23 protein-coding genes are annotated in these 26275 nt (G+C 70.6%); 10 read left to right on the top strand and 13 right to left on the bottom strand.

What is annotated here, in order from left to right; translation table 11 throughout:
• Nucleotides 1–11: 11 nt before the first annotated feature.
• The 4 genes from asnB to QMG73_RS18900 all read right to left on the bottom strand — a co-directional run bounded on the left by asnB (nucleotide 12) and on the right by QMG73_RS18900 (nucleotide 6245).
• Nucleotides 12–1874 (bottom strand): asparagine synthase (glutamine-hydrolyzing), encoded by a 1863-nt coding sequence (asnB, locus tag QMG73_RS18915; protein WP_281897409.1) that lies wholly within the window; start codon nucleotides 1872–1874, stop codon nucleotides 12–14.
• Nucleotides 1875–1957: 83 nt separating this feature from the next.
• Entirely contained in the window at nucleotides 1958–3730 is a 1773-nt protein-coding gene (locus QMG73_RS18910) for an ABC transporter ATP-binding protein (RefSeq protein ID WP_281897407.1), read from the bottom strand.
• Nucleotides 3727–5553, bottom strand: coding sequence for an ABC transporter ATP-binding protein (locus QMG73_RS18905; RefSeq protein WP_281897404.1), 1827 nt, complete (start codon nucleotides 5551–5553; stop codon nucleotides 3727–3729). Before QMG73_RS18905 ends, QMG73_RS18910 begins: the two co-directional genes overlap by 4 nt.
• 14 nt (nucleotides 5554–5567) lie before the next feature.
• Nucleotides 5568–6245 carry a class I SAM-dependent methyltransferase gene (locus tag QMG73_RS18900; RefSeq protein ID WP_281897402.1) on the bottom strand — a complete coding sequence of 226 codons (678 nt, stop codon included), beginning with the start codon at nucleotides 6243–6245 and terminating at the stop codon, nucleotides 5568–5570.
• Nucleotides 6246–6318: 73 nt separating this feature from the next.
• Between QMG73_RS18900 and QMG73_RS18895 the strand changes: the two genes are divergently transcribed.
• Together QMG73_RS18895 and QMG73_RS18890 are read left to right on the top strand one after the other, a co-directional pair.
• Entirely contained in the window at nucleotides 6319–7164 is an 846-nt protein-coding gene (locus QMG73_RS18895; RefSeq protein ID WP_281897400.1) for a glycosyltransferase domain-containing protein, read from the top strand.
• Nucleotides 7161–8423: a glycosyltransferase gene (locus QMG73_RS18890; protein ID WP_281897397.1), complete on the top strand. Its 1263-nt coding sequence runs from the start codon at nucleotides 7161–7163 to the stop codon at nucleotides 8421–8423. The genes QMG73_RS18895 and QMG73_RS18890 overlap by 4 nt, the downstream gene beginning before the upstream one ends.
• On the opposite strand, the gene QMG73_RS18885 is transcribed toward QMG73_RS18890, so the two are convergent.
• Nucleotides 8420–9724 (bottom strand): glycosyltransferase, encoded by a 1305-nt coding sequence (locus tag QMG73_RS18885; protein ID WP_281897395.1) that lies wholly within the window; start codon nucleotides 9722–9724, stop codon nucleotides 8420–8422. The two genes, QMG73_RS18890 and QMG73_RS18885, sit on opposite strands and share 4 nt — an antisense overlap.
• 144 nt (nucleotides 9725–9868) lie before the next feature.
• Between QMG73_RS18885 and QMG73_RS18880 the strand changes: the two genes are divergently transcribed.
• Entirely contained in the window at nucleotides 9869–11074 is a 1206-nt protein-coding gene (locus tag QMG73_RS18880; RefSeq protein WP_281897392.1) for a cytochrome P450, read from the top strand.
• Nucleotides 11075–11108: 34 nt separating this feature from the next.
• On the top strand, nucleotides 11109–12323 hold the full coding sequence (locus QMG73_RS18875) for an FAD-dependent oxidoreductase (RefSeq protein ID WP_281897390.1): 1215 nt from the start codon (nucleotides 11109–11111) through the stop codon (nucleotides 12321–12323).
• Here QMG73_RS18875 and QMG73_RS18870 read toward each other — a convergent pair.
• The 3 genes from QMG73_RS18870 to QMG73_RS18860 are packed head-to-tail and all read right to left on the bottom strand — an operon-like array spanning nucleotide 12306 to nucleotide 15264.
• A complete protein-coding gene (locus QMG73_RS18870; RefSeq protein WP_281897388.1) occupies nucleotides 12306–12836 on the bottom strand; it encodes a MauE/DoxX family redox-associated membrane protein in 531 nt (176 codons plus the stop codon). The genes QMG73_RS18875 and QMG73_RS18870 overlap by 18 nt on opposite strands.
• Nucleotides 12833–14689 carry an ABC transporter ATP-binding protein gene (locus QMG73_RS18865; RefSeq protein ID WP_281897386.1) on the bottom strand — a complete coding sequence of 619 codons (1857 nt, stop codon included), beginning with the start codon at nucleotides 14687–14689 and terminating at the stop codon, nucleotides 12833–12835. The genes QMG73_RS18870 and QMG73_RS18865 overlap by 4 nt, the downstream gene beginning before the upstream one ends.
• Nucleotides 14690–14694: 5 nt before the next feature.
• Nucleotides 14695–15264 carry a TlpA family protein disulfide reductase gene (locus QMG73_RS18860; RefSeq protein ID WP_281897384.1) on the bottom strand — a complete coding sequence of 190 codons (570 nt, stop codon included), beginning with the start codon at nucleotides 15262–15264 and terminating at the stop codon, nucleotides 14695–14697.
• Between the two features lie 276 nt (nucleotides 15265–15540).
• Between QMG73_RS18860 and QMG73_RS18855 the strand changes: the two genes are divergently transcribed.
• Together QMG73_RS18855 and QMG73_RS18850 are read left to right on the top strand one after the other, a co-directional pair.
• Nucleotides 15541–15783, top strand: a complete 243-nt coding sequence (locus tag QMG73_RS18855; protein ID WP_281897383.1) for a hypothetical protein — start codon at nucleotides 15541–15543, stop codon at nucleotides 15781–15783.
• A 115-nt stretch (nucleotides 15784–15898) separates the two neighbouring features.
• Nucleotides 15899–16363, top strand: coding sequence for a S26 family signal peptidase (locus QMG73_RS18850; RefSeq protein ID WP_281897381.1), 465 nt, complete (start codon nucleotides 15899–15901; stop codon nucleotides 16361–16363).
• A gap of 45 nt (nucleotides 16364–16408) precedes the next feature.
• Here QMG73_RS18850 and QMG73_RS18845 read toward each other — a convergent pair whose 3' ends face one another.
• Together QMG73_RS18845 and QMG73_RS18840 are read right to left on the bottom strand one after the other, a co-directional pair.
• Nucleotides 16409–17104, bottom strand: a complete 696-nt coding sequence (locus QMG73_RS18845) for an Ig domain-containing protein (RefSeq protein WP_281897379.1) — start codon at nucleotides 17102–17104, stop codon at nucleotides 16409–16411.
• Between the two features lie 217 nt (nucleotides 17105–17321).
• Complete coding sequence (locus QMG73_RS18840; RefSeq protein WP_281897376.1) at nucleotides 17322–20618, bottom strand: CHAT domain-containing protein; 3297 nt, start codon at nucleotides 20616–20618, stop codon at nucleotides 17322–17324.
• A gap of 89 nt (nucleotides 20619–20707) precedes the next feature.
• On the opposite strand from QMG73_RS18840, the gene QMG73_RS18835 reads away from it, so the two are divergent.
• A complete protein-coding gene (locus QMG73_RS18835) occupies nucleotides 20708–21337 on the top strand; it encodes a hypothetical protein (protein WP_281897374.1) in 630 nt (209 codons plus the stop codon).
• 24 nt (nucleotides 21338–21361) lie between these two features.
• Here the strand turns inward: QMG73_RS18835 and QMG73_RS18830 are convergent, their stop codons facing one another.
• Nucleotides 21362–21979 (bottom strand): TetR/AcrR family transcriptional regulator, encoded by a 618-nt coding sequence (locus QMG73_RS18830; RefSeq protein ID WP_281897372.1) that lies wholly within the window; start codon nucleotides 21977–21979, stop codon nucleotides 21362–21364.
• A 57-nt stretch (nucleotides 21980–22036) separates the two neighbouring features.
• Here QMG73_RS18830 and QMG73_RS18825 point away from each other — a divergent pair, with 57 nt between their 5' ends.
• The 3 genes from QMG73_RS18825 to QMG73_RS18815 all read left to right on the top strand — a co-directional run bounded on the left by QMG73_RS18825 (nucleotide 22037) and on the right by QMG73_RS18815 (nucleotide 24974).
• Nucleotides 22037–23161 carry an FAD-dependent oxidoreductase gene (locus tag QMG73_RS18825; protein ID WP_281897370.1) on the top strand — a complete coding sequence of 375 codons (1125 nt, stop codon included), beginning with the start codon at nucleotides 22037–22039 and terminating at the stop codon, nucleotides 23159–23161.
• Nucleotides 23162–23319: 158 nt separating this feature from the next.
• Nucleotides 23320–23841, top strand: a complete 522-nt coding sequence (locus QMG73_RS18820; protein ID WP_281897367.1) for a SigE family RNA polymerase sigma factor — start codon at nucleotides 23320–23322, stop codon at nucleotides 23839–23841.
• Nucleotides 23838–24974, top strand: coding sequence for a TolB family protein (locus tag QMG73_RS18815; RefSeq protein ID WP_281897365.1), 1137 nt, complete (start codon nucleotides 23838–23840; stop codon nucleotides 24972–24974). The genes QMG73_RS18820 and QMG73_RS18815 overlap by 4 nt, the downstream gene beginning before the upstream one ends.
• A gap of 24 nt (nucleotides 24975–24998) precedes the next feature.
• On the opposite strand, the gene QMG73_RS18810 is transcribed toward QMG73_RS18815, so the two are convergent.
• Both QMG73_RS18810 and QMG73_RS18805 read right to left on the bottom strand, forming a co-directional pair.
• A complete protein-coding gene (locus QMG73_RS18810) occupies nucleotides 24999–25721 on the bottom strand; it encodes a hypothetical protein (RefSeq protein WP_281897362.1) in 723 nt (240 codons plus the stop codon).
• Between the two features lie 145 nt (nucleotides 25722–25866).
• Complete coding sequence (locus QMG73_RS18805) at nucleotides 25867–25992, bottom strand: hypothetical protein (protein WP_281897360.1); 126 nt, start codon at nucleotides 25990–25992, stop codon at nucleotides 25867–25869.
• Nucleotides 25993–26275 lie beyond the last annotated feature (283 nt).

The following is a 26275-nucleotide window of genomic DNA, read 5'->3' as shown; positions in this document are numbered from 1 at the left end:
GATCCTGCTCTTCAGACGGCGATTTCGACGTTGTACTCGGTTAGCCAGGTGTTGAAGCCGCAGGCCATCTCGACGTTCATCCGGGCGTGCCAGTCGTGGGCGCCGGCCGACAGCTCGGCCACCGCCTGCTGGGCCGACTCCAGGTGCAGGAAGGGCAGCACGGGCGAATCCGGGTTGGAGAGCACATCGGACAGTTCGCGGTGCAGGGCCTGGGTGTAGGTCGGATCCTGCGTCACCGGGTACGGACTCTTCGGCCGCGCCAGGACCGACGGCGGCACCAGGTCCTTCACCGCGGCCCGCAGCAGGCTCTTCTCGCGCCCGTCGAAGGACTTGAACGACCACGGGGCGTTGTAGACGTACTCGACCAGGCGGTGGTCGCAGAACGGCACCCGGGTCTCCAGGCCGGAGGCCATCGCCAGCCGGTCGCCGCGATCCAGCAGCATCGGCAGCCACCGGACCAGCTGGAGGTAGCACTGCTCGCGCATCCGGTGCTCGTGCTCGCTCTCCCCCTCCTGGTGCGGTGTCTCGCGCAGCGCCTGCCGGTAGGAGTCGCGGTAGTAGCCGGTCATGTCCAGTTTGGACATTAGCCCCGGATCGAACAGCGCCCGGCCCTGTCCCAGGCGGCTGGCGGGCGAGCGCATCTCCGCGGCCACCCACGGAAATGTATCGGCGGCGACCAGTTCGGCGTCGTGTAGCCACTTGAAGCCGCCGAAGATCTCGTCGGCTGTCTCGCCGGTCAGCGCCACGGTCGAGTGCTCGCGCGTAGCCCGCAACATCAGGTAGAGCGAGGTGTCCATGTCGCCGAGCGTGGTCGGCATGTCCTGGGCGACCAGGGCCGCCCGGCGGGCCGCCGGGTCGATCAGGTCGGCTGTGCCGAGCACGATGTCGGTGTGCTCGGCGCCGACGTGGCGGGCCAGCTCGGCCGCGTACGGCGCGTCCGGGGTGTCCCGCTGGTCGTCCGGCCGGAAGTTCTCGCTGTATCCGACGAACGTCGCGGTGATGGTGCGCACCGGCTCGTCGCCGGCCGCGCGGCGGGCGATCGAGGCGAGCGCGGTGACCGCGCTGGAGTCGATGCCGCCGGACAGGGCGGTACACAGTGGAACGTCGGCCACGAGCTCCCGCGTGACGATCTCCTCCAGCATGGACCTGACCGTGGCCGTGGTGGTGGCCAGGTCGTCGGTGTGCGGCCGGGCCTCCAGCGTCCAATAGCGACACTGGGTGCGGCCGGTACGCGAGATCGTCAGCGTGTGGCCGGGCAGCAGCTCGCGCATGTCGCGAAAGACCGCCTGGCCGGGGGTCTTGGCGGTGGAGAACAGCTCGCGGAGCCCGTCGGCGTCGACGATCGGCCGCACGCCCGGGTGTGCCAGCAGCGCCTTGGGCTCGGAGCCGAACAGGACGGCACCGCTGGGGAGCACGGCGTAGAACAGCGGCTTGATGCCGAGCCGGTCGCGGATCAGCACCAGCTCCTGGCGGCGCTCGTCCCACACCGCGAAGGCGAACATGCCCTCCAGGTGTCGGGCGCAGTCCGCGCCCCACTCCAGGTAGCTGCGCAGCACGACCTCGGTGTCACTGCGGGTCAGGAACGTGTGGCCGCGCCGCTCCAGCTCGATCCGCAGCGACCGGAAGTTGTACACCTCGCCGCTGTAGGTCAGCACGGCCAGGATCCGCCCGTCCTCACGGGCCAGCATCGGCTGGATGCCGCCGGCGAGGTCGATCACGGAATTGCGGGTGTGCCCGAGCGCGGCGTACCGGCCCAGCCAGGTACCTCGCGCGTCCGGCCCGCGACTGGCGAGCGCGTCGGTCATGGCGTCCAGGACCGCTTGCGCGTCGGGCACGTCGTGTCCGAAGTCCACCCACCCCGCGATGCCGCACATGGCGCCTCCCTCTCCTCGACGGTCGAACCCCCACCACCGTGCCGATCGCCTCTCGCGGGTACCTCGACCACCGCTCGACGCCCTTACCGGTAACCCTTCGCCTGGAGGCGGTACAGCTCGGCGTACCGGCCGCCGCGCGCCAGCAGTTCCTCGTGCCGGCCCTGCTCGATGATCCGGCCACGGTCGAGCACGATGACGAGGTCGGCGTCGCGTACGGTCGAGTACCTGTGCGTCACGAGGAGCGTGATGGTGCCGCAGGAGCGGGCGGCGTCGGCGGCGATCCGGGCGAACCGCTCGAACAGCAGGTGCTCGGCGGCGGGGTCCATCGCCGCGGTGGGCTCGTCGAGCAGCAGCAGGAGCGGGTCGGGGCGCATGCAGGCGCGGGCCATGGCCAACCGCTGCCACTGCCCCCCGGACAGGTCCACCCCGCCGAACATGGTGCCGAGCTGGGTGCGGTACCCCTCGGGCAGCTGTTCGACGATCTCGGTGGCGCCGGCCCGATCCACCGCGGCCGGCACCGCGGCGGGGTCGAGCTGGTGCAGGTCACCGATCCGCACCGCTTCGTCGACGCGTACCTGGAACCGCACCGCGTCCTGGAAAGCGGCGGAGAGCCGCGCCCGCCACGACGCCGGATCGAGCTGGTGCAGCGGGACACCGTCGATCTCGATACTGCCGGCCCTGGGTTGGTACATGCCGGAGAGGAGCTTCACCAGCGTGCTCTTGCCCGCGCCGTTGAGCCCGACAACCGCCACAGTGGAGCCCGCCGGCAGGTGGACGTCGAGGCGGCGGAGCACGCCTTCCTGGCCGCGGTAGCCGAAGGAGACGTCGCGCAGCGTGATGCCGTGACGCAACGCGGCAGGTGCCGGCTGGCGGCCGGGGTGCGGCCGGCGGGCCCGCTCGCGCAGCGACCGGTAGTACTCGGTCACGTGACCGGCCAGGGCGACCTGATGCGCCGCCTGGATGGCGACGTTGACCTGGGCAAGCAACTGGGTGCCCAGGGACAGCACGAGGACCGCGTCACCGACGCTGGCCGTACCCTGGGCGACTAGCCGGCTCACGACGGCCAGCGCGGCGACCAGCCCGCTGAGATACACCGCCCAGCCCAGCAGCTGCCAGACGCCGGCCAGGCCGTTGGCCCTCGCCTCGGCGCGCCAGGCGCCGCGCCACAACTGGGCGGCGCGCTCGCTGAGCATCCGCTCGGCTCCGGCGACCAGTGCCTCCTTCGCCGGCTCCGGACGGATGACGAGTTCGTGCAGCCGCTGCTCCAGGCGGCTGGTGCCCTCCGCGCGCTCCCGGGCGTCGCGCACCCGGCGCAGCCCCGCCCTGTTGGCCAGGAAGGGCGGCACGGCCAGCACCGCGAGCAGTCCGAGGGCCGGGTGGACGCCGGCGAGCAGCCAGAGGCTGAGCAGCAGTCCGCAGGCCGCGATGCCGACCTCGGTGATGGCGCTGAGCCCGGCGGCGAGGAACCAGGTGCTGTGCCGCAGCAGTGAGGACCGGTCCAGGAACCGTGGATCGTCGAGGTGGTCGAGGGTAGGGAGCCGGGCGGACCAGGCGACGATCTCGCCGTTGAGGAGGATGCCGAACCGTTCGATCAGGTAGAGGCGCAGGTTGGACTCGATCCGGCCGCAGGCCGCGGTCATCGTGTGAGCCAGCACGCCGAGCACGACGGCGGCGAGCACCATCGTGGCCTGACCGTGCACAGTGGAGTCGACCAGCCAGCGCTGGCTCAGCCCGATGGTAGCGGCGCTGGCGGCGATGGCCAGCGCCATGACGGTCACCGCGACCGCACGCCACCGGTCGCCGCGGGTCGTCAACCGCGCCAGGTCGGCCAGCAGGTGCCAGCGGCCGGCCGTCATCCGGACACCTTCTGAGTCGCGAAGCGGGCCGCCTGTAGCTGGTACAGCCGGGCGTACTCGCTCTGCCGCGCGACCAGCTCGTCGTGGTCACCGGCCTCCACGATCCGGCCGCCCGCCAGCAGCAGGATCGCGCGCGCCGGCCGGACGGTCGACAACCGGTGCGAGATCAGCACGACGGTCACCCCCGGCATGGCCGCGATGATCTGCTGGTGGAAGTCGGCCTCCAGGCCGACGTCGAGGTGCGCGGTGGGCTCGTCGAGCACCACGATCCGGCGGCCGTGCGCCACCGCGAACAGCACCCGGGCCAGCGCCACGCGCTGCCACTGCCCGCCGGACAGGTCGACCCCGCCGGGCGCCCCGGACCACAGCGGTGTCTCCACGCCGCCCGGCAGGTCCTCGACCACCTCGGACAGGCCCGCGCGCTGGATCGCGGCGAGGACGCCGGGAAGGTCGTCGCCCGCCTCCGGGGCGCCGGCGACAACGTTGGCGCGAAGCGACTCGGGATATCGCACGAAGTCCTGGAACAGCACGGCGAGCCGGCGGCGCCACGCGCGCGGGTCCTGCTCGGCCAATGGCGCGCCGTCCACGGTTATCCGGCCGGCGCTCGGCTGGTAGAGACCGGCGAGCAGCTTGATCAGCGTGGTCTTGCCGGCGCCGCTGCGGCCCACGAGCGCGGTGACCTCGCCCGGCCGCAGTTCGAGGGTGAGCCCGTCGAGCACGGAACGGGACCGGCCCGGGTAGGCGAACGTGACGCCGTCGAAGCGGACCAGTGGCGGCGGCTGGTCGTCGACCGGCGGCTGTGGTGGCGGCCCGGCGGCGGGCGGCCGGCCGTGCTGGCGCACCAGCCGGTCGTAGGCGCCCACGGTGATCGCCCCGTACTCGATGTCGAAGGCCTCGGTGCCCAGGTAGCTCAGTGCGAACATCCCCCAGGCCGCGAGGACGCAGCTCACCAGCCCGCCGGCCGAGATCGTCCCGTGCAGTGCCGCGTAGCCCGGTACGCCGAGCGCCAGCCCCGCGGCCAGTGCCGACAGCGCGATGACCGGACCCTGCGCGCGCAGGGTCCGGAAGGTGGCCCGCCAGGCGCCGGCGGCACCGCCGATCTCGTCCCGCAGGTACCGCCGGACGACCCAGCGGCCCAGGTCGAAGATCCGCAGCTCCTTGGCGGCCTCCGGCTCGGTCGCCAGGCTCACCCAGTACTTGGCCCGCCGTTGCCGGGTGCGGTCGCCGTGCCGGACCTCGGCGATGTGCATCCACTGCCGGCGCAGCAGCGCCCGGATGGTCAAGGTGATGGCCAGCAGGACGGCGGCGAGCAACACGGAGAACCGGGCCACCACCGCGGCCGCGACGAGCCCGCCGGCCAGGCGAAGCACCAGCGCGGCCTGGCCGGCTGCCGCCGCGCCCGGTGACCGGGCCCGGCCGTTGCCCAGCCCGAGGTCGCCGGCCTGGTCGGCGCCGGCCTGGAACGCCGGGTCTTCGATGAGCCTCAGGTCGCCCGGCGCCGTGGCCATCGCCCGCAGCCTCTCCCGCAGCGCGCCGTTGACGCGGTGGGAGACCTCCATGGTGACGTAGCTCTGCATTGACTCGGCGGCCCGGCCGGCCAGCAGCACCGCGCCCAGGACCGCGACGACCGGCAGCGCGTCGCCGCCGCCCGCGCCCTCGGTGAGGATGGCCGCCAGCCGCCCGCCGGCCAGCGCCACCAGCGCCGGGCTGACCTCGACCGTCGCCCGGATCAGAATCAGGCCGGCCGCGGCCGGCGGGCCGGCGAGCCCGAGCAGCCGCAGCAGGCGCCAGCCGCGCCGTACGGTGGCGACGAAGCGGTTCATCACTGGGCCCTCCCTCAGACGTCGAATGACTTCCGGGAGCGCCCGACGCCGATCGTCCCGTCCAGAAGGCGGCGTTCGAACGTGATGCCGAGCTGGCCTTCCCAGCGCGCCAGGATCTCCTCCTCGCCGCTCCGGTTGATGTCGTCGAGCACGACCGTGTAGTCGTCGGCGAGCATCGGTGCGAAGAAGGGGACGGCGGGATACCGGCGGTGCCGCCACTCCGGCCGGTACGCGGGTGGCCCGTCGACGACGAGCAGGTCGACCGGCTCGCCATCGATCGCCTTCGTGATGGTGTCCCGCTCGTACCAGACGGCGTCCTCGCCCGGCCACTCCGAGGCGATCGGTGCCAGCACGGCCACGACCACGGTGACCACCGCGTCGAGCCCTTCGTTCGCCAGCTCGTCACAGAGCAGCTTGGCCCAGTCCGCGTCGTGCTCGACAGTCCAGAGATGCCCACCCCGCTGCTGGAGCAGGCGTCCAATGTAGAAGGTGCTGATGCCGCCGCCCAGCTCTACGACGCGCCGGCGCCGGTAGACCACGATGTCGTTGAGGAGAGCGACGATCGCGCTCGGCCGCATGGCGCTCGCGCTCCACGGCAGGTAGGACGGTGACAGCGGGGCCAGCGCAAGCAACGCCAGCATGTCCTTGCGGTCGCCGAGTGCGCGAAAGTACTCCTCGGAGGCGGGCGGCATGGGGTCGATCGTGGGAAGGGGTGCTTGAGTACCGCTCGACCGCCGGTGGAGCGGTAGATGCTGCGCTGTGCCCATGAAGGTTGTCACGATCGCAACTGACCTGGAGAACCCGTTCCTCACACGGCTGCTCATGCCGTCCTGCCGGGACGCGGGGCTCGACCTCATCGTCCTGCACTCCACAAAGGAGCAATTCACGTTCGCGGACAAGCGCGCCGCGCTGACGGCGTACCTGTCCGAGGCGGCCGACCCCGATGAGCTCACCGTGTTCACCGACGCCTACGACACGCTGTTCATCCAGGGGAAGCAGCACATCGAGCGGGCCTACGCGCGCTTCCCGCAGCGCGTCGTCTTCAGCGGCGAGACGAACAGCTGGCCGATCGGAGTCATCGGGTTGGCCCTGCGGGAGAACCCGCCGGTCGGCCGCTTGCCCTACCTCAACAGCGGTGGCTTCATCGGGCCCGCGGGCGACCTCCTCGACCTGTGCACCCGGTATCCCGAGCCGCCGAGCGAACGCTTCACCGTGCTGGAGCGGCTGCGTGCGCACGGCTACGACACCACCGCGCAGTTCAGTTTCAGCGACCAGTACCACTGGACGCTCGTCCAGCTTCTGGAGCCGGACCGGATCGGCGTGGACCACGACGCGGCCATCTTCGAGTACTACGGGCCGACGGGGTCCCACCTGGTGATGCAGGAACCCCTGTACGACGTCATCGAGTTCCGCGAAAAGGGTGTCGCGGCCGGCAGCTACCAGCGGGAGCGGGCGCGGCTGCTGGAGCAGCTCCAGACACCCAGCGGCGCCGCGCAGCTCCACTTCGCCAGTACGGTCACGAAGGCGGCGTTTCTCCACCTGCTCGACGAGGGACTGCTGCCGGAGTGGGTCGCGAGCGTGACCGCGAACGACACGGCGGCCGCCCGATGACCACGCCCGCACCTCGGACCTCCGTGGTGATCATGACGCGCAACCGCGCCGCCGAGCTCCGGCGGACGCTTCAATCGCTGCGCGAACAGACCGCACCCGCGCACGAGATGGAGGTCGTCGTCGTCAACGACGGCTCGAGCGACGAGACGCCTGAAGTGGTGCGGGAGTTCGGGGCGACGCACCAGGTGCGGCACCTCGTTGTGGACCACGACGAGGCCGATGTCGCGGCGCACGGCCCCGCCTACGCGCGGAACCGCAACCTCGGCGTCCGGCTGGCCACCGCCCCGATCCTGGCGTTCCTGGACAGCGGCACGGTCGCCGGACCGGACTTCGTGGCAGACCACCAGCGCCACCACCAGCTCGCCGGCAGCCCGGCCGGACCAGGGGTGGCCGTCATCGGCTACGCCCACGGCTACAACCCGGAGGCCTTCACGTCCGGCCGCGACACCCTGAAGGAGCTGGTCGCCCGGCACTCCCCCATGGAGGTCGTCGAGCGGATCGCGGACCAACCGCTCGGCATGGACATGCGCGAACCGTACTTCGATCGGGACCTGAGCGAGCTGGCCGCGCCCTGGCTGCTGTTCTGGGGCCTGAATGTCTCGATGTCCGCCGCCGACTTCTGGGCCGTGGGCGGCTTCGACGAGGACTTCCGCGGCTGGGGCCACGAGGACATCGAGCTGGGATACCGCCTGACGCGGCACGGCGTACGGCTGGTCACCTCGCGGACGGCCTGGGCGTTCGAGCTGCCGGTCGACCGGGTGCTGGAGGTGACCAAGACGGCGGGCGACGTGAACATGCGCCGCTTTCTCACCAAGCACCGCAAACCCCTGATCGAGCTGTGCGCGGTCAACTCGAACGAGGACATCGTGCGTCTCGTCGAGGACGAACACCGGTACCTCACCCGCTGGGCCGCGCGCGCCCACGGTCTGGACGTACGGCCGGAACTGGAGCAGGCGGCGCGGGACCTCGGCGTCACGGCCGGTACGCGGACGGCCGTGATCGGCTGCGGTCCGGCGCTCCCGCCCGGGTGGCCCGACTCGGTGCTACTGGACTTCGACGCCGACGCGCTGGCCGCCGCGGCCAACGGCGGCCGGCACACCGCGCTGCACGGGATCGGCCTGCGCACCGAGCTGCCGGAGTCCTCCGTCGACCTGGTGCTCGTCACGTCGCGGCTGGGCGGCGTGTGGGACCGGTGGGGCGACGCCGTACTCGCCGAGGCCCACCGGTTCGGCCGCCGCGTCCACGTGACGTTCCACTAAGGACACTGGGCCGGCGCGTCACCCCGGCGGGCGACGTCGGCCAGGACCTCGATCGCCCGGCCGAGCCCGTCTTCGGCCCGCAGCCGCTCACCGCAGGCGGCAGCCCGCTCGCGCACCTCGGGCCGAGCCAGGTGGCGCAGCGCCCGGCCCAGCCGGTCCAGGTCCAGGTCGACGAGGTAGGTGTGGCCGCCGGCGCCGAGCCGTGTCACCCGGCTGCCCCAGAACGGCTGGTCGAAGAAGAGCGAGTAGACCCAGTTCGGCCGGCCGGCGGTCAGGCTGGCGGCGGTGGTCCCCGAGCCGCCGTGGTGCACGATGGCGGCGCACCGCGGAAACAGCCAGTCGTGGTCGACCGCGCCGACCGCGTGCACCTGTGCGGGAAGCTGGTCGGCCACGCCGCTCAGGTCGGTCCAGCCGCTGCCGATCAGCACCCGCGAGCCGGTGCGGCGGGCGGCCCCGACCGCGAGGTCCACCAGGCGGCGGGGCTCGGCCATCATCATGCTGCCGAGGCTGAGGAAGACCGGGGCCGGTCCGGCCGCCAGCCAGGCCACCAGGTCGGGGGGCGGCTCCGCCTCGCCCAGCCGGCGGCGCGCCTCCGCCGGCAGCCGCCAGTAGCCGGTGATCACCTGGTGCGGTCCCCAGTCGCGGGGGCGCGGCACGAGGGTGGTGCTGAAGTGGTGCAGCGTGGTCAGGCCGAGCCGCTCCCCAGTGGCGATCACCGAGGCCGACGCCGGGGGCAGCCCCAACGAACGCCGGAGCGCGTTGACCTGTGGCTGCTTGTCGCGCCAGTAGACCGACTCGGCGAGCCGGTGGGTGGCGCGGTTCACCGGCCCGGCCAGCGGGCGGGGGCGCAAGCGGGCACGGCTGAGCAGCGGGTGCGGAAAGTCCGCGGTGGCTGCCAGCGGCACGAAGTACGCGGTCACCAGGGGAACCTCGTACGCCTGGGCCACGGCGAGCGCGTGGTCGTCCATGCCCAGCCCGGCGACCAGCACGTCGGACCGCTTGGCCAGCGCCTTGATGCCGTCGCCGATCGTCCCGCTCGCCCGCGCCATCATCTCCTTCCAGCCCGGGAACCCGGCCCGCCGCCGCCCGGCCCCGGCCACCATCCCACCGCTTTCTCGCACCAGCGCCTGCACGTCGAAGTCCAGCGGCACGAAGTGCGCGTCCGCGGCGGCCACCAGCTGCCCGGCGTCGACGGACGCGGCCATCGCCACCTCGTGTCCCGCCGCCCGCAGCGCGGAGGCGAGCGCCACGTACGGCTCGACGTCGCCCCGGGTCCCGCCGCAGACGATTCCCACTCTCACGAGGTCCTCCGGTTCGTGGACGTGCCGTCGGGTCGGCACACATGCTGCGGGGCACTGGTCGACGCCGGCTGGAGAGCCGCTGGACAGGGGCCCGTTCAATCCGGCCTTGAGCGCGCGTCCAGTACGGATGGGAATCCTCTGGCCATGGTGGACACCCTGCGCGACGACCTGGACCACCCGCTCTTCCCCGCCGGCGATCCACCTCGCCTGGACGCCGATCCACTGCTGGCGCGGCTGCGCCGGGAGCCGGGCATGCACCGGGTGCGGCTGCCGTACGGGCAGGCGACCTGGCTGGCGGTGCGCCACCGCGACGTCAAGGCGCTGCTGACGGACCAGCGTTTCAGCCGGGCCGACGCGGTTGGCCCTGACGAGCCGCGGATCCTGCCCTTCATCCAGCAGGCCAACGTGCTGCTGGTCACCGACGCGCCGGAGCACGACCGGCTGCGGCAGCTGCTGGCCGGCGCGTTCACCGTCCGTGGCGTGGAGCGGTTGCGGCCGTTCACCGAGCGGACCGTCGAGGAGCTGCTCGACGCGATGCGGCAGCAGGAAGCGCCGGTGGACCTGCTGGCGGCGTACGCGCTCCCCCTGCCGGCGCTGGTCATCGCCGAGCTGCTGGGCGTGCCGGCCGCCGAGCGGCAGGCGTTCCGCCGGCTCGCCGACGCCTTCTCCGTACCGGCGGTCTTCACGCGGACCGTGGAGGAGCTGATGGCGCAGCGGGAGGAGCTTCAGACGTACCTGTCCCAGCTCATCGAGCGCAAGCGGGCGAGCCCCGGCGACGATCTGCTCAGCTCGTTGATCGACGGCGGCTCGCTCACCGCCGACGAGCTGCTCGCCGTAGCGTTCATGCTGCTCGTCGCGGGCCACGAGGCGACCGCGGACCAGATCGCCAACCTCACGTACCTCCTGCTCACCCACCCCGACCAGCGGCGAGAGCTGCTGGACCGGCCCGAACAGCTGCCCGCCGCGGTGGAGGAGATGCTGCGGTTCGTGCCGTCCGGCGTGGCGACCGGCCTGCCCCGCCTCGCCACCGAGGACGTGCGGCTCGGTGGCGTCCTGGTGCGCCGCGGCGAGTTCGTGATGCCGCTGATGGCCGGGGCGAACCGCGACGAGGAGGTCTTCGCCGAGCCGGACCGGCTGGACTTCGCCCGGCCCAGGCCCGCCCATTTCGCGTTCGGGCACGGCGTTCACCGCTGTCTTGGCGCCGCTCTGGCCAGGATGGAGCTCCAGGTCGCGATCGGTGCGCTGCTGCGGCGCTTCCCGGATCTGCGGCTGGCCGCCGACGTCGACGACATCATCTGGTGCGCCGGCGGTCTGGTGCGGGCACCGGTGAATCTGCCCGTCGCCTGGTAGACATCGCGTCGGTCATAGTAGGTATAGTCATAGCATGACTAGGGTCTTGATCATCGGCGGTGGTGTCGCCGGTCCCGTGGCCGCGATGGCCCTGCGGCACGCCGGCATCAAGGCGTCGCTCTACGAGGCCTACGACCAGACCGCTGACGGCGTCGGTGCGTTCCTGACGCTGGCGGTGAACGGCCTGGACGCGCTGCGCGCGATCGATCTCGAATCGGTGGTGAAGGGCGGCGTCGCGACCCCGCGGTTCGCGTTCCACGTCGGCAGCGGACGGAAGCTGGCCGAGTTGCCCAACGGGCCGACCCGGCAGGACGGCCTGGTCAGCCAGACCATCCGGCGCGCCGACCTCTACCGGGCGCTGCGGGACGCGGTCATGGCACGCGGCATCCCGATCGAGTACGGCAAGCGCCTCGTCTCGGCCGAACCCGTCGACGGCGGCGTGCGGGCGATCTTCGCCGACGGCACCACGGCCACCGGCGACCTGCTGATCGGCGCGGACGGCCTCCAGTCACGCACCCGCCAGCTCATCGACCCCGCCGCGCCACCCGCCCGGTACGTGCCGCTGCTCAATACCGGCGGCTTCACGCGCGGCGTGGAGGTCCCGGGCAGGCCCGGCGTCATGCACATGATCTTCGGCAAGCGCTGCTTCTTCAGCTACCTCAAGACCCCGGACGGCGAGATCTGGTGGTTCGCCAACCCACCCCGCACCGAGGAGCCCAGCCGCGCGGAGCTCGCGAACACGCCAGCCTCGGCGTGGCGGGAAATGCTCATCGGCCTGTTCCGCGCCGACCGCACCCCGGCGCGAGCGATCATCGAGTCCACTTCGGACATCCTGGCCGGCTGGACCACGTACGATCTGCCGTCGGTGCCGATCTGGCACACCGACCGCATGGTGATCATTGGCGATGCCGCGCACGCCACCTCGCCCGCATCCGGCCAGGGCGCGTCGATGGCGATCGAAGACGCCGTCGTGCTCGCGAAGTGCCTGCGCGACGTGCCGTCCATCCCGGAGGCGCTGGCCGTGTACGAGTCGCTGCGCCGGGAACGAGTCGAGCGGATCGTGGCGCAGGGCAAGCAGAACGGCGACTCCAAGGCGACCGGCCCGGTGGGGCGCGTGATTCGCGACGCCGTCCTGTCCAGGGTGTTCAAGCGGTTGGAGCGCACCGACACCGACCCGAGCGGCTGGATGGGCGACCACCACATCGAGTGGTCCACGCCGGCCGCGACCTGGCTATACCGGACGGAATAGCGAGGTGATGTCGTCGGCCATGGTCACCACCGTCGCGGCGAGCGCGCCGGCGCCGACCGCGACCAGGGCACCGGCCAGGTCGGGCGAGGCGGCCGGCAGTTGCCCGCCGGCCAGGCCGAGCGCGGCGGCGGCGAGCAGCACGAGGTTGCGCGCCACCTGCGGGTACCCGAGTGGTTGTGTCGTGGAGCCGAAGCAGCGGCAGGGCGCCCGCTCGCCGCGGCGCAGTGCCAGCACGATCGTGCCGGTAAAGCCCAGCAGCAGTGCGGCGGCGACCGCGAACCCGATCGGGGTGGTCGCCGGCATCGTTAGCAGCAGCACCACCGCGAGCTCGATGGCCACCACGCCGGCCGCCAGCCACCGGGCCAGGGCCGCCGGCAACGGCCGGGGCGACAGCCGGACGGTGGCGGCCAGGAACTCGTCGAACGCGCGGCGGCCGCGAAGCTTGCCCGCGATCGAGAACACGAATACCAGCGCGATTAGGCTGCGAAGGCCGATCAGGACATACGACATCATGTGGCGACCTCGGAGAGCTCCGGCGACTGGTATCCGGCCGCCTGCTTGGTGAACAGGGACGCGTACACGCCACCGGCGGCCATCAGCTCGGCATGGCTGCCCTGCTCCACCACACGGCCCTGGTCGAGCACGACCAGCGCGTCCGCGTCCCGGATGGCGCCGAGCCGGTGGGAGATCAGCAGGCTCGTGCGCCCCTGCCGAAAGCCGCGCAGCGTCTGATGGATCTCGGCCTCGGCCTCGGCGTCCAGACCTGAGCTCGGCTCGTCAAGGATGAGCAGGTCCCGCTCGTCGCGCAGCAGCGCCCGGGCCAGCGCCACCCGCTGCCACTGGCCGCCGGAGAGCACCACGCCGGCCTCCGGGTCGGGGTCCTCCGCCTCGGCCGCGCCGAAGAACATCCGGGTGAGCAACGTGTCGTAGCCGCGCGGGAGCGTGGCGAGCTTGTGGTGGATGCCGGCCGCCTGGGCGGCGGCGACGACTCTCGCCCGGTCGTGGCCGGCGTCCAGGTCGCCGAGGGCGATGTTCTCGGCGGCGGTCAGGTCGTACTCCATGTAGTCCTGGAACACCACGCCGATCCGTCGGCGTAGCTCGGCGGGGTCCATGTCGCGCAGGTCGACGCCGTCCCACCGGATCGATCCCCGGTCCGGGTCGTACATCCGGCACAGCAGCTTGACCATGGTGCTTTTGCCGGCGCCGTTGCGGCCGACCAGCCCAACCGCCTGTCCACGTTGGACCCGGAACGACACGCCGCGCAGCGCCCAGGGATGCTCCGGCGTATACCGGAACCACACCTCCCGGAACTCGATCTCCCAGCGCAGCGGTAGCGCCCACGCGGTGTGCGCACGCACCGGCAGGTCCGGCTCGCTGTCGACCACCGCCAGGTAGTGGTCGAACATGGTCAGCTCCTGGTGGGTCACCATCATCTGGCTCACCAGCGAGGCGACTCCCATCTGTACGGCGGCGACCGCACCGACCAGCAGCATCACGTCGCCGGCGGTGAGCTGGCCCCGGGTAGCGGCGAACAGTGCCCACAGCATGCTGGCCCCGGCGACCGCCGCGCCGAGCATGCTGAGCCCCGACTGGGTCAGCATCTCCCGCCGGTCCATCCGCCGGCTCTCCCCGTTGGCGACGCGCCGCTCAGCGAGCATCCGTTGGCGGAAGTGGCCGCTCGCGCCGAACAGCCGCAGTTCCTTCGCCGCCTGCACGCTGGTGAGCAACTGCTGGAAGAAGAACTCCCGCCGCTGTGCCGGGCTGACGCGCCACATCATCGCCGCACGCTGCCGGGACAGCTTCCACTCCGCGAACACCGCCGGCACCGCGCCGACCGCCACCGCGGCCGCCAGTAGGGGGTTGAGCACGAGCAGCGATCCGACGAACCCGACCACCGTCACGATGTTGCCACCGATGCCGAACGCGCCGGAGACCACCTGGCTCGGGGTGGAGCCGCCGGCCTGCTGAGCCAGGTTCAGCCGGTCCAGAAACGCCGGGTCCTCGAACCGGCGCAGTCCCACGAACCGTTCCGCCGCCACGAACAACCGGTCCTGCGCCAGCAGGCTGACCCGCCGCCCCAACTCCGCGGTCAGGTAGCTGGACGCGTGCGGCGAAACCCCGCCGACCACACCGGCGAGCGCCAACCCCACCCCCGCGGCGGCCAACGTCGAGACGCCCGCTGCCGAATCGACGATCCTGTCCAAGGCGTACTTGGTCAGCCACCCGGCCACGACCGGGACCGCCGCCGCCAGCAGAGTCAGTGCCCCGTACCCGACCAGGTGGTAGCGGCCGGCGCACCAGGCCAACGCCAGCGCGCGGGTCAGCCCGGTGAGGCTGGCCCGGGCGCCCCCGTTCAGGTCGGCCATCGCGTTCAGGCGACGGCCGGCGCGAGCAGCTGTAGCTGGTGCGGGTCATGTCCGCTGGCCACCACCGTCCCAGTGGAGTCGAGCACCGCGAACGCCGGGTAGCCTTGCACCTTCAGCGCGGCGGCGACCGGCCCGTCCAGCAGCGGCTCGATCACCAGCCGGGCGACCGGTGCGAGCCGCTCCCGGTACTCCGCCGTCTCCTCCCGTTCGCCGGCCAGGACCGCCAGCACCTGGCCCCGCCCGCCCGGGAACTCCTTCGCCCTGACAAGGAACTCCGGCAGCCGCTCCTCACACGCGCTGCAGCTGGGCGAGAGCACCCCGATGAGGGTCTGTCCCGACAGCAGGTCCCGCGAGACCGGCTCCCCGTCGTCCGTGGTGGCGGTGAAATCATCGACCTGCTCGCCCGCGCCGGGCATCACCGACGGCGCCGTCCCGTCCGGCACAGGCAGGTTCGTCAGCTTCTCGGTGTGCTGCCGCAGCCGGCGAATCACCCCCACGGTCAGCAGCAGGTTCAGTACGGCAACGGCGCCGACCAGCACCACGAGTGCGATAAGAAACGAGGTCACCTTCACCATCCAGATACGTCATCCGAACTCGACCCGCGACAGGTTGGCAGACCGGGATTGACACGGCCTTGCAGCGGAATTGAAAACGCTGGTGGCAGGGGGCGTCCTGGGTGGTGAGCCACCCGCACACCGGCGCGCGCCCATGCCGCCGAGCGCCGCTGACCAGCCGATTCAATCCCGCTGCAACCGCGCCTCAATTCGCCCGTGCCAACCTGCTGCGGGCCTCGAAGACCGGCGACATTCGGGCGACGAGGCCGCGAATGACCTCGACAGAAGGGATGTGGGATGGCGATCAGCCGTCTTGCCGATGCGTTGCTGGAGCGGCTGGTGCCGCGAGCGGTGGTCGCGGCGCTGCCCGCGTGCGGCAGCCTGATCGGGCAGAGCTGCAGCAATGGAGTCTGCACCCAGCTCGCCTGCGCGTACCACCAGAACTACTGCGGCGGCACCCAGCGCGTGCGGTACCGCCGGTACTTCTACACCATGCCGGGCACGTGTTCAAAGTGGACGGTCCAGTACTGCGGCTGCTGACCTGAGCGCTTCACAGCGCTGGCTGACCAGTGGCGGCAGGGCCCGGCGTCCTGCCGCCACCACTCAGGGTCGGACTGGCGAAATTGCGGCGGAACTAGCGAAGGGTCAAACGGTCATGACCTCGTCCCTCATCGCCGGGCTGGTCCTGCTGGCGACGGCCGCGGTCGTCGGCTGGCTGCGGTGGCGGCTGCGGATCGTGACCGTCTTCGGCGACAGCATGCGACCCGCGCTCGCCCCTGGCGACCGGCTGCTGGTGCGCCGTACTCCGCTGTCCCGGGTAAGAGCCGGCGACATCGTGGTCATCCAGCATCCGTGGCAGCTGGAGGCGATCGTGGCACCGGACACCAGCGCCCGGTGGCTCATCAAGCGTGCGATCGCGACGCCCGGCGACCCGGTGCCAGCGTCGGTCGCCCCCACCCTGTCCGTGCGGCCCGGCAGCCCGGTCCGCGACGGCGCGCTGATCGCCATAGGTGACAACCGGGACGCCAGCTCCGACTCCCGTGACTTCGGCTACGTCACCGCGAGCGACCTATTCGGCGTCGTGCTGCGCCCGATCCACCGTCAGTCGTCGAACACGTAGCAACGATAGTGGCCGCTGCTGGCGATGCCCGACGGTGCGGCGCTTTTAGCAGGTTGGACAGGCCTCGCGCCGGACGAGCCAGGTGAACTGGGTGCTGCCGGTGCGACCCGCCGCGTCGGTCGCGCTCACAGTGACCGTGTAAGTGCCGAACTGAGTAACGGTGCCGGCGATCACGCCGGTGCTGGAGTTGATCGACGTACCCGTGGGCAGCCCGCTGGCGGACCAGTTGTAAGGGGCGGTCCCGCCGGTCGCGGTCATTTGCAGATATGCGTAGTCATAAATGTAGGTACTCCGGCTGCCCGGGTTGGCCACGGCTGGGGGCGGCGGAGCGCAACTGATGCTGGTGCTCGGGCTCTGCCACCGGTACGACTCCGGCACGGTGGAGTCACTCACGGAGGCGTACCAGTACGCCACGTAGTTGCCGGGTACGCAGCTCGCCGCCGTGTACGCCCACGCTCCCCCGATGCCGAAGTCGTCGTCGGACCCCACGAGCGTCCCGTCGCGGTAGAGGTGGACCGACGCGTAGGCGGTGGATCCGACGTCGCTGCAATTGATCAACAGGTCGGCGCTGACCTGTGCCGGGTTGCTCCAGTTGTTGGGGCCGCCCGACCGGAAGGTACAGAGGCCGGCGGCGGCGGTGGCTGATGCGGGCGCGGGGATGAGGATCGCCGCCACCGCCGTGATGGCCAACGCCGCCACGGCCAGCGGCCTGCTCCGCGGAAGCCATCGTGTGATGTTCATTGCCACGAGTTCCTTTCCTGAGGTCGGATTCGATGGGACGACCGAGCGCGCTCATGTCGGAGGTCGGCTCGACAAGTGGCTCACGCTAAGCACGACGACTCGACGAAGCCTGGAGGACGACTGAACCGGACCACACCGACTCCACCTCCGCCGCGGTGGCGGCGCGAAGGACACCAGCGCCGACGACACGCCGACGGCACCGACCTGGCGGTACTCGTCACGGACCACTGTGGACGAACGGTGCCCACAGTTCGGGATGTGCGGGAAATCTCGCACGCAGGCGTCGGGTCACGTCGTGTAAGGCCACCGCGGCGCCGTCCGCGGTCGAGGAATCGCCGAGCAGCCGGTAGAAGCGACGTGCGGCCATCGCCGCGACTTGATCGTTGACCGACCACAGGGTGGCCACCACGTGCCGGTACCCCGCGAGCTGGAACGCGGACGCCAGGTGGATCGCCTGGTCTGCCTGGAAGAGGCTCCCTTGACCCGTGGAGCAGGCCGACAGGTACGCGAACTCACCGCCCCGCGGACCGGCCCCGCTGATCTCGGGCACGCGCAGCATCCTGTCGTGCAGGTGCAGCCCGCTCTTCGACGCCTTCTCCGGATGACTTGTCGCGTGGCAGGCGAAGTGAACCCAGCCGGCGCCGGATAGTGCGTCGAGAACGGCGGCCGCGCTGGCCTCGCCGTCCGCGAGCGCAACCGCGTCCGGGTTCCTGGCCAGCAGGTAGGCGGTCTCGGCGGCGGTAGCGGGCAGGTCCGGCAGTCCGTCCGTGTGCCGCATGGTGACGGTCAGCTGGGTGCGGGTGTCCGTGCCCGTGCGTTGCCTGCCGAGGATCAGGGCACGGATGGTCGGGGTGTACGAGCTCACGACGCGGTCGAGTGCCGAGGGCCCGTCGGGCAACCCGGCCGCGTGCAGGGGCAACAGGCTCAGCACCCCGGTCGCCACCCACCACACCCGTGGTGTTGGCTGCCCGGCATCCGGCGGCGTGTCGTATCCGAGTGCGGTCAGCACCGGCCCGGTGACCGTCTCCCAAAGCCAGGCGAGCAGGTCGTGTGTCGCGCCTGCCGGCCGTGTGGTTCTGGCTTGCGCGACGCGATTTTCCGTGAAGAACTCCACGCCCGCCAAGGCGTTCGCGTGGGCCCTCGCGTCCGCCTCGGTGAGCTCGGGCAGCCGTACCCGCAGCAGGGCGTCCGGCTTGAGCACCACCGCGTCGCCGCCGAGCGTTCCCACGTTGACGAGCACCACGGCACCGTCTGCCGCTGCACTCTGCAGCTCGGCGATCCGAGGCGGTACCAGGAAGCCGGCGAACTCGGGGAACTCGCGGATCCGGTGCAGCAGTTGGTCCCAGCGGTCGGCGAGGTGGCGCGGCGGCCGCCGCGGTGCCGGCGCGCCGGTGAGGTCGTGCAGGCGGCCGTCCATCGGCGACTGGGTGTCCATCTCGGACACGAGTATCTTGAACTCCTCGGCGAGGTCGGGAGCGGAGCGCGAGAGTTCGGCTACGTCTATGCGGGCGCTCAGCTGGTTGGACAGCAAGATGCCGCGGCCAAGCTCGGCAAGCTCGACAGCACCCGCCACGTCACCAATCGCGAGGAGAGTCGCCGTGGCCTCGCCAACCAGACTCCCGCTGTGGCTGAGCTGGTGCTCCTGGTCGGACCAGGCCAGGCCCTGAGGTGCGCACAGGGGCAGCAGCTCGACCGCTCCGCGCCACATCGCCGCCGCCTCGGTGAGCATGCCGGCCTGCAGAGCCAGGTGGCCGATATTCGTCCGGGCACTCGCCTGTGCCGTCGGTGTCGTATCTGTGGCGGTGCCGACCGCCTCGACGAGTCGCCGCACCACGCCTGCCCGACGCTCTGGATCGACCGCCTCTTCCTGGTAGGCGACCGCGAGGTTTTGCAGACGCCTCAGGAAGAACGGCGAGTCCGGCCCCGTCGCCGTCGCCGCCCGCGCGATGAGGTCGATCGCCTTGTCCAGGTCTGCGTGACCGGCCACCTCGCCCGTGCGGGCGTTTAGCCGGTGCCGATGCAGCAGGGCTCCGGCGAGGGCGTCGGCGAACTGAGCCCACTGTGGGTCGGCCTCGTCGGTGGCGCCGAGCGCCTGCAGGCTGTATCCGGCACTCGCGTCCAGATCGGCGGGATCGCCGCCCCCCAGGTATCGCTGCAGCAGGTACCCGCTGAGGTTGGACTGTATCTGCCGCCGCTCAGTGTGCCTGATGCCGGCGATCGCGAGGGCACGTTCACCCAGTTCCACGGCGGTGGTCAGATCTTCCAGGTCCCGGAAGCGTTCGAAGCGTTCGGAGTAGGCGTTGGCGAGACCTTCGAGTCGTGAGACAAGCTCGGGATGACCGTCGGGCAGCGCCCGGACGGCACGGTGACCGAGCTGGACGGCATGGTCAAGGTCGCCCTGCGCGCCGTATCGCTCGAACCGCTTCCGGTACATCTTGGAGAGATTGGCAACGCAGGTGCCGCGTTGTTGGCTGGTCAAACCGCCATCCGCCAGCGCTTCCTCACCGACCTCGATACTCGCCTCCAGATCGCGGTGGTCACCAAGGTATTCGTAGCGTTGGACGTAAGAAACGGCGAGATTGACCAGCGCTATGCCTTGATAGTGGGCAGAAGCGCGTCGCCGCGACTCCTGCGTCAGTTCGACGTACTTACGCAGATCGGCGGCGTCGCCGGCCAGGTTGAACCGAGCTCGAAACGCCAGACCCAGCTTGTAGAGCAGCTCCGCGTAGTCCCGGTTGTCCTCGCCAGCGATCTCCAGCGCCCTGCCCGCACAGTCGATGGCACTGTGCACATCCGCCGAGCCGCCAGTCGCCTCGTACCGCTCCAGATAGGCGAAGCTGAGGTTGGACAAGTCTCGGGCCAGCATGCCGCCGCGCAGACCATCGCCCACGACCGCCTCCCGACAGGTGATGGCCGCGTCGAGGTCACCGACGTCACGCGCCCGCTCGTACCGTCGCTCGTACCCAGCGGCCGCCAGCTCGTGCAGAACCGGCCGATAGGAGTCCGCGGCATCGGCCACTTCCAGACCGTGTTCGGCATGCCGGATCTGAGCGTCCACATCGGCCGGTGCCCCGCCGAGCTCAGCGCGACACTGGTGTGCGTAGGCAAGCCGGGCCAGCACCACCGGCGTCGCCAGCGCCTCCGCCAGGGCCTGCTCGCAGCACCCAACGGTGGCGTCCAGGTCGGACGGATTGCCCACGGCTTCGAACCGCACGATGTAGTGCTCCGCCAGCCGGCTGTACGCCACGCCGCGTTGCGGATCGTCCGCGGGCAGAGCCACGACGGCTTGCTCACCGAAAGCAACAGCCGCCTCGATGTCAGCGGGAACGCTCGTCAGACTGAACCGAAGCCCGAATGCCTCACCGAGGAGACCCAGAAAGATCCCTCGATGGGGATGGTCGGCCGCGACCCGAGGCAACCCCCGCTCAAGCACGTCGATGGCCGCGCTGAGACCTGACACGTCGTCGGCCGCGGCATAGACGGCGCTGGCCGCCTCGCTGAGCCGAGCATGCAACTCGATACTGTCGGGCGCGGCTGCGTCCCCTTGTCCACGCGCTTTCCTCTTCCACCGCACCACACCAGACTTACACTAAAGTTCGATGTATGAGTGACCGGCGGCGCGAGTCGCATTGGCGTGCCGAGCTGATGTCCACCCTCGACCAGCTTTCCTCCTTGCGAGACGAGCTACGCGGCAGCGAAAACGACCTCGATCCCGAGTTGATCGCGGAAGCGGATGAGCTCTTGTCCAGGGCGCGCCGGGCGATCGACGCGCTCGCGCCGCTTCATCCGGTACTCGACGCCGACGCGATCAAGGACTCCGGCCCGCGTGGGTTGGATCCACTGACAATTGTCTCGACCGTCGGCATCACCACCATCCTTCTACCCTTCGTGCAGAGCCTGATCGAAAACGCGGGCAACGACGCGTACCGCGCGCTGACCCAGCTCATCCGCCGGCACCGGGTGCGCAAGCAGCACGAGGTAAGCACGGCTGAGCAACCGGATCCAGAGCGCATCATGCTGGGCGACCGCGAGACCGACGTACGCGTCGTCATCGACGCCCGGGTCGACGCGACCGCGCTCGCCGCCCTGCAGAAAATCGACCTCTCCGGCGGCTCACTGCGCGCGGCCACACTCCGCTGGAACCCGGAGACGAAGGCATGGGAGCCCGAGCCCGTACGCCGGCCAGTGAACCTATGGCTGCCCGGAGATCCACTCGACGAAGACTGGGGTTAGTTGTAGGCCCTGCCCGCCTGGCGGCTAATGACTCAGCATGAAACGCGCCGCCGCGAGACCGCCTTCCACAATCGCTATCGCGAGCGGCCGCACGGCCGCTGGCGTCACGGCCTCCGCAGGCCCGGTGACCAGCGCGAAGAGCGCGCCTCCATACATCACGAGCATCGGCGGGATCGCGGCCGGTGGAATCCGCAGCCCGAGGTCGGTGTGGTGCCCGCTCGTGAACGCCGCCATCGCCACCATCAGCTCATCGATCGCCGCGGCGAGTGCCGGTCGCCGCAGGCTCTCCAGCCGTAGCTCGAAGATTGCCAGGTACCGCCGGCGGTGCAGGCTCCCAGCCAGCATCAATGAGCCCGAGATCAGTTCGATCGCGCGCTCGACGCTGTCTCCCTTACCGGATGTGGCCGCAGGGTCATTTCGTCTCGCCTCGGCCATGTCGGCCTGGTGCTGCTCGACGACCCGGCGGGCGGTCGCCACAAGCAGAGCCTCCCGGTTTCGGAAGTAGTTCGACGCGGTTCCGGCCGGCAGCCCGGCCCGCCGGTCGACGGCCCGATGGGTCACCCCGTGGACGCCTGACTCCACGAGCAGGTCGATGGCGGCGTCCGCGAGTTGCGCCCGGCGCTGTTCGTTCGGTGGCGGCACCCGGTCATCATATGACACCATCCGTAGTACAACGACCGTAGTGAACGGAGTGGCTTGGTGGACATCTTGATCGCCGGGGGCGGCGTGGGCGGGCTAGCGCTCGCCCGAGGGCTCGCCCGCTCCGAGCATCGCGTACGCGTGTTCGAACAGTTCCCGACGCTGCGGACCGGCGGCGCGGCTGTGACGATCTTCAGCAACGGAGCGGCCGCCCTGGCCGGGCTCGGCGCTCCTCTCGGCGGCCTCGGCGGCCGACTCGACACGCTGCGGTTCGACACCGCCGACGGCCGCACGATAGTCACCGCAGACCTGACGATCCTTGCCCGCCGTACCGGCTTCCCGGTCACCTCGGTGCCCCGAGACCGGCTGATCGAGCACCTCGCGCGGGGCGTGCCGGTGGAGTTCTCGCGCGAGATCGTCGACGTCGAGGTCCGCCCCGACGGCGTGACCGCGATCGACGCTACCGGCGACCGCCATGAGGCCGACGTCGTGGTGGGCGCGGACGGGCAGCGCTCCGCCGTGCGTCGGGCGCTCCTCGATCCGGCACCCGCCATCGAGAATGCGTGGACCACATGGCAAGGCCTCTCGCCGGTCCTGCCCGAGCTGGCCGTCAACGCCACGGGCGTCTGTGTCGTAGGGCAGGCTGGGCTGGTCGGTCTCCTGCCCTCGGGCGACGGGCTGCTCATGTGGTGGTTCGACGTTCACCGGCCACTGGAGGGCTCGCCCGCCGCCGCCCTCGCCGAGCGGTTCGCCGGATACGGCCCGCTGGTCGAGCAACTGCTCGCGAAGCTCCGCGATGAGGACCTAGAGTCGTTCCGGCACGTGACGCATCGCGTGCCGAACCAGTGGGGTCATGGTGGAACGACGCTGCTCGGCGACGCCGCACACGCGTTCCCACCCACCCAGGCACAGGGCGCCAACCAGGCGCTCGAGGACGCGTGGCTACTCAGCCGCGCGTTGCGCGTCAACCCTGTCGACGCTCCGGGCGCACTGCGGCGCTACGAGGCACTGCGAGCCCGCCGGGTGCGCAAGGTATCGCGGCGAGCCGCGAGCGAACGGACCAACAAGCCCCTTCCCCCACCTGTACGCGCGCTGACCCGGATGATCCCCCCGAGCCTGATCGGCAGGGCCTACATCGCCCAGCTCCGCGGCGTCAGCAGCGTTCTCAACAACGAGACGGTCTGACAACAGGTCGGCCCTCACGCGCGGAGTCGAGACGAGAGGCCGTCTCGCGAGCCGTGACAAGACGCCGGCACCAGCGTGTCGATCGACCCAATCATGATTTTCTCTTGTTGCTGCAAACTTTCCGCGCCGCCGGGCGTCTGTGTTGACGGAGGTGTGCAGTGACCCAGAGGACCGAGCGCGAGTTCACCGCGTTTGTCAACGAGCGGGGCACGGCGCTGCTGCGTGTCGCGTACGCCCTCACCGGTGACCGGCACAGCGCGGAGGATCTGCTGCAGAGCGCGCTGGCCAAGACGTACGTCAGCTGGTCGCGGATTCGGGGGGACGCGGAGCCTTACGTACGCCGGATTCTCTACCACGACCAAGTCTCCGGCTGGCGACGCCGGGCCCGCCGGTCCGAGGTGCCGGTCGCGGCGTTGCCCGACCTGGCCACCGGCACGGACGACGATCACGAGACGGCGGTGCGGCTGCTGCTGCGCGACGCGCTGCTCCGGCTGCCGCCACGGCAGCGGGCCGTGCTGGTGCTGCGCTACCTGGAGGACCTGAGCGTCGAGCAAACCGCTGAGCTGCTCGACTGCCGGATCGGAACGGTCGCCAGCCAGGCGTCCCGAGCCCTGGCGAAACTGCGTCAACTGGTGCCCGCCTTCGACGATCTCGTTCAACGTACGGAGGTGCACCGATGAACCGACCCGACGAGCTGCTGCGAAAGGCCGTACACGATCTGGCCGGAACACCCCAACTCCCGGCCGACCTGGTGACGCACGCAATCCTGGGCGGGCGACGGATACGGCGTCAGCGGCGGGCGGCAACGGCGCTCGGCGCGATGGTAGCCGTCATCGCGCTCGCCACCCCGTTCATCTGGCTGCATCCCAGGTCCGCGCCTTCGGTTACCGCGCCGGACCCGACCGCCGCCGAGCTACGTGTCCTGCCGCCGCCCGACGACAACTGGCGGGACGCGCCGCTGGAGCTGCCCGGTGGCTGGGTGGTCACCGGCGCCACTTCCACCGGCGGGCCGGCCAGCGACGGACTCGTCCTGGACCGCAGCCAGAACCGGTACGTCAAAGTGGACAAGTACGAAGAGACGTGGGCAGCACCACGCGGTCGGTTCGCGGCTGTCCTCGACCACGACCGTCCCGGCGACGTCGGCCTGCTCGACGTACCGACCGGGAAGGTCCGATGGGTCAGGACCGGCCAACTGACACTCAACCCCGAGTGGTCGCCGGACGGGACACGGCTAGCGTTGACTCTGCTGGACAAGGAGACCGGTTCCTCCTCGCTCGGCGTCCTGAGCGTCGATGGGTCGTTCCAAACCTTCCCGGTGGACACGTCGAGCGGGTGGGCCAACCGCGGCCCCGGCCAGTATCTCTGCACGGATTACTGCCTCTTCACCTGGATGCCGGACGGGAAGCAGGTAGCGCTCCAGCAGACCGACCCGGCCGTGCCACGCACCGAAAGCAAGCCGCACGCCCGCCGTGGGTTGCAGCTCTTCTCCGCCGATACCGGCAAGCCAACCAGGTTTGTCCCAGCACGCGGTGACGCAGCCGGCCCGTACTCCTGGTCACCGAACGGAAGGCTGGTGGTGATCAAGGGACAGGAGGCGACCCAACTGGTCGAGGTGGACAGCGGGCGGGTGGTGCGCGACCTACCAACGATAGACCTCAATTCCGCGACCCTCGTCTGGGTGGCAGCCGAGCGACTGCTCCTGATCTCCGCTGGCCACGCCACGCTCCTCGATCCCACCGGCCATCCCCTGGAACGCCGTGACCTGCCCCCCGAACTGACCGGCCTGCGGATCGCGGTCGCCCCCAGTGCATGACGCCGAAGCCACACCCTGTTTTTCCTATTGGTTGAGATAGCGAAGACCGCGCTTGAGGTACGCCCGTGGATTGGTGTCGACGTATCTGGCCCAAGCAGGGTCGGCCTCACCGCGCAGCCACGCGTACCGGGCTAGCCCGTACCCGTACATCGGCTCGGTCAGGTAGCCGAGCCGGGTACGTGTCGTGTAGGTGTACTGGCCCCGGTTCTCCCGACCAAACTCGAACGCGGCGTTAGCGGTGAAGATGCCAAGTCCGAAGAAGACGGTCAACAGGTCAGTCAGTGGCTCGTGATCCTCCCGCTCCCGCGAAATTCGGCCATCACCCAGCAGCAGAACGTGGCCCAGTTCGTGCGCCACGGTCGCCACGAGAGCCACCGGCTGCTGGGCTTGGTCGTCACGGATCCCGATGACCGACCGCCCGTCGCGGAGCCGGTGGTGTCCGGCCGCACCGGTCGACGCACTGTGGATCGGCATATGCGCCGACAAGCCCGGATCCTCGTCAGCGGTGTCGTGCTCCAACTCCACCCGGGCCGGATCGATGTCCATGTGCTTACACAACCGTTCGAGCACGGCCCGCACATCGTCACGACTGCCCTGGTAGGCGCCAGGGAAGTAGTCATCGGTGGGTAACACGACATCGCCGAGCAGACGCTCCTCGCCGAACTCCCCCACGAACCAGTCCATCGACCGCTCGATCCAACCCTGCTCAACCGACCGCACGGGGCACGACGTCCGCCACCACACCATGGCGCCGATTGTGCGATACGCCAACAACGGCGCACAGCCCACCGGCCACGCCCCCACGGCCCATGCCCGTGCGCCCACCGGCAACCGTCCTATCGCGACGGCAATGACCAGTACGGCGACTCGGTGGATAAGCGTGAGACCCGCCTTACTGCGGCTTGCGGATCACGGTATCGGCGACGCTCGCGACGTCAGCGGGTACGGCCGCCAGCGCCAGCGGCGACAGCCCGATCGCGACGGCCGCGATGGCCACGATCGCTCGACGAATACGCATGGATTCTCCCTTAGGTCTATGGCGTCTCAGCCACCCGCTCGCACAGCTTTCGCGCGGATCTCCGCCGGAGTGTACGGCGCCGGCGCTCGGCGCGTGCGGTCACCACGGTCGCGGCGACACCCACGAACGCGGCCGGTCCGGCAACCTTCGACCAAAGTGTCAAGCCCCGGGTTTGGTGGAGAGTTGGTTAGCTGGTTTTCAGGGGTGCGGTGACCGGTTGGGTCATCGCGTGTAGGGCCTCGTGCTCGGCGGGTGGGATGTGGCTGAGTTCGCCGTGCAGGCG

Origin of the sequence: Phytohabitans aurantiacus, assembly GCF_027923225.1 — a bacterium.
In the GTDB taxonomy this organism is placed as follows: Bacteria; Actinomycetota; Actinomycetes; order Mycobacteriales; family Micromonosporaceae; genus Phytohabitans; species Phytohabitans aurantiacus.
The sequence above is the reverse complement of the archived record's forward strand: the minus strand, read 5'-3'. Positions and strand labels throughout refer to the sequence as shown.

Bases quoted from the DNA above. Each gene is read 5' to 3' on its own strand.
- QMG73_RS18815 (WP_281897365.1), top strand. From the start codon at position 23,838: ATGAACCGACCCGACGAGCTGCTGCGAAAGGCCGTACACGATCTGGCC.
- QMG73_RS18905 (WP_281897404.1), bottom strand. From the start codon at position 5,553: ATGAACCGCTTCGTCGCCACCGTACGGCGCGGCTGGCGCCTGCTGCGG.
- asnB (WP_281897409.1), bottom strand. From the start codon at position 1,874: ATGTGCGGCATCGCGGGGTGGGTGGACTTCGGACACGACGTGCCCGAC.
- QMG73_RS18835 (WP_281897374.1), top strand. From the start codon at position 20,708: ATGAGTGACCGGCGGCGCGAGTCGCATTGGCGTGCCGAGCTGATGTCC.
- QMG73_RS18850 (WP_281897381.1), top strand. From the start codon at position 15,899: ATGACCTCGTCCCTCATCGCCGGGCTGGTCCTGCTGGCGACGGCCGCG.
- QMG73_RS18895 (WP_281897400.1), top strand. From the start codon at position 6,319: ATGAAGGTTGTCACGATCGCAACTGACCTGGAGAACCCGTTCCTCACA.
- QMG73_RS18860 (WP_281897384.1), bottom strand. From the start codon at position 15,264: ATGGTGAAGGTGACCTCGTTTCTTATCGCACTCGTGGTGCTGGTCGGC.
- QMG73_RS18900 (WP_281897402.1), bottom strand. From the start codon at position 6,245: ATGCCGCCCGCCTCCGAGGAGTACTTTCGCGCACTCGGCGACCGCAAG.
- QMG73_RS18810 (WP_281897362.1), bottom strand. From the start codon at position 25,721: ATGGTGTGGTGGCGGACGTCGTGCCCCGTGCGGTCGGTTGAGCAGGGT.
- QMG73_RS18805 (WP_281897360.1), bottom strand. From the start codon at position 25,992: ATGCGTATTCGTCGAGCGATCGTGGCCATCGCGGCCGTCGCGATCGGG.
- QMG73_RS18855 (WP_281897383.1), top strand. From the start codon at position 15,541: ATGGCGATCAGCCGTCTTGCCGATGCGTTGCTGGAGCGGCTGGTGCCG.
- QMG73_RS18870 (WP_281897388.1), bottom strand. From the start codon at position 12,836: ATGATGTCGTATGTCCTGATCGGCCTTCGCAGCCTAATCGCGCTGGTA.
- QMG73_RS18875 (WP_281897390.1), top strand. From the start codon at position 11,109: ATGACTAGGGTCTTGATCATCGGCGGTGGTGTCGCCGGTCCCGTGGCC.
- QMG73_RS18910 (WP_281897407.1), bottom strand. From the start codon at position 3,730: ATGACGGCCGGCCGCTGGCACCTGCTGGCCGACCTGGCGCGGTTGACG.
- QMG73_RS18890 (WP_281897397.1), top strand. From the start codon at position 7,161: ATGACCACGCCCGCACCTCGGACCTCCGTGGTGATCATGACGCGCAAC.
- QMG73_RS18865 (WP_281897386.1), bottom strand. From the start codon at position 14,689: ATGGCCGACCTGAACGGGGGCGCCCGGGCCAGCCTCACCGGGCTGACC.
- QMG73_RS18845 (WP_281897379.1), bottom strand. From the start codon at position 17,104: ATGAACATCACACGATGGCTTCCGCGGAGCAGGCCGCTGGCCGTGGCG.
- QMG73_RS18880 (WP_281897392.1), top strand. From the start codon at position 9,869: ATGGTGGACACCCTGCGCGACGACCTGGACCACCCGCTCTTCCCCGCC.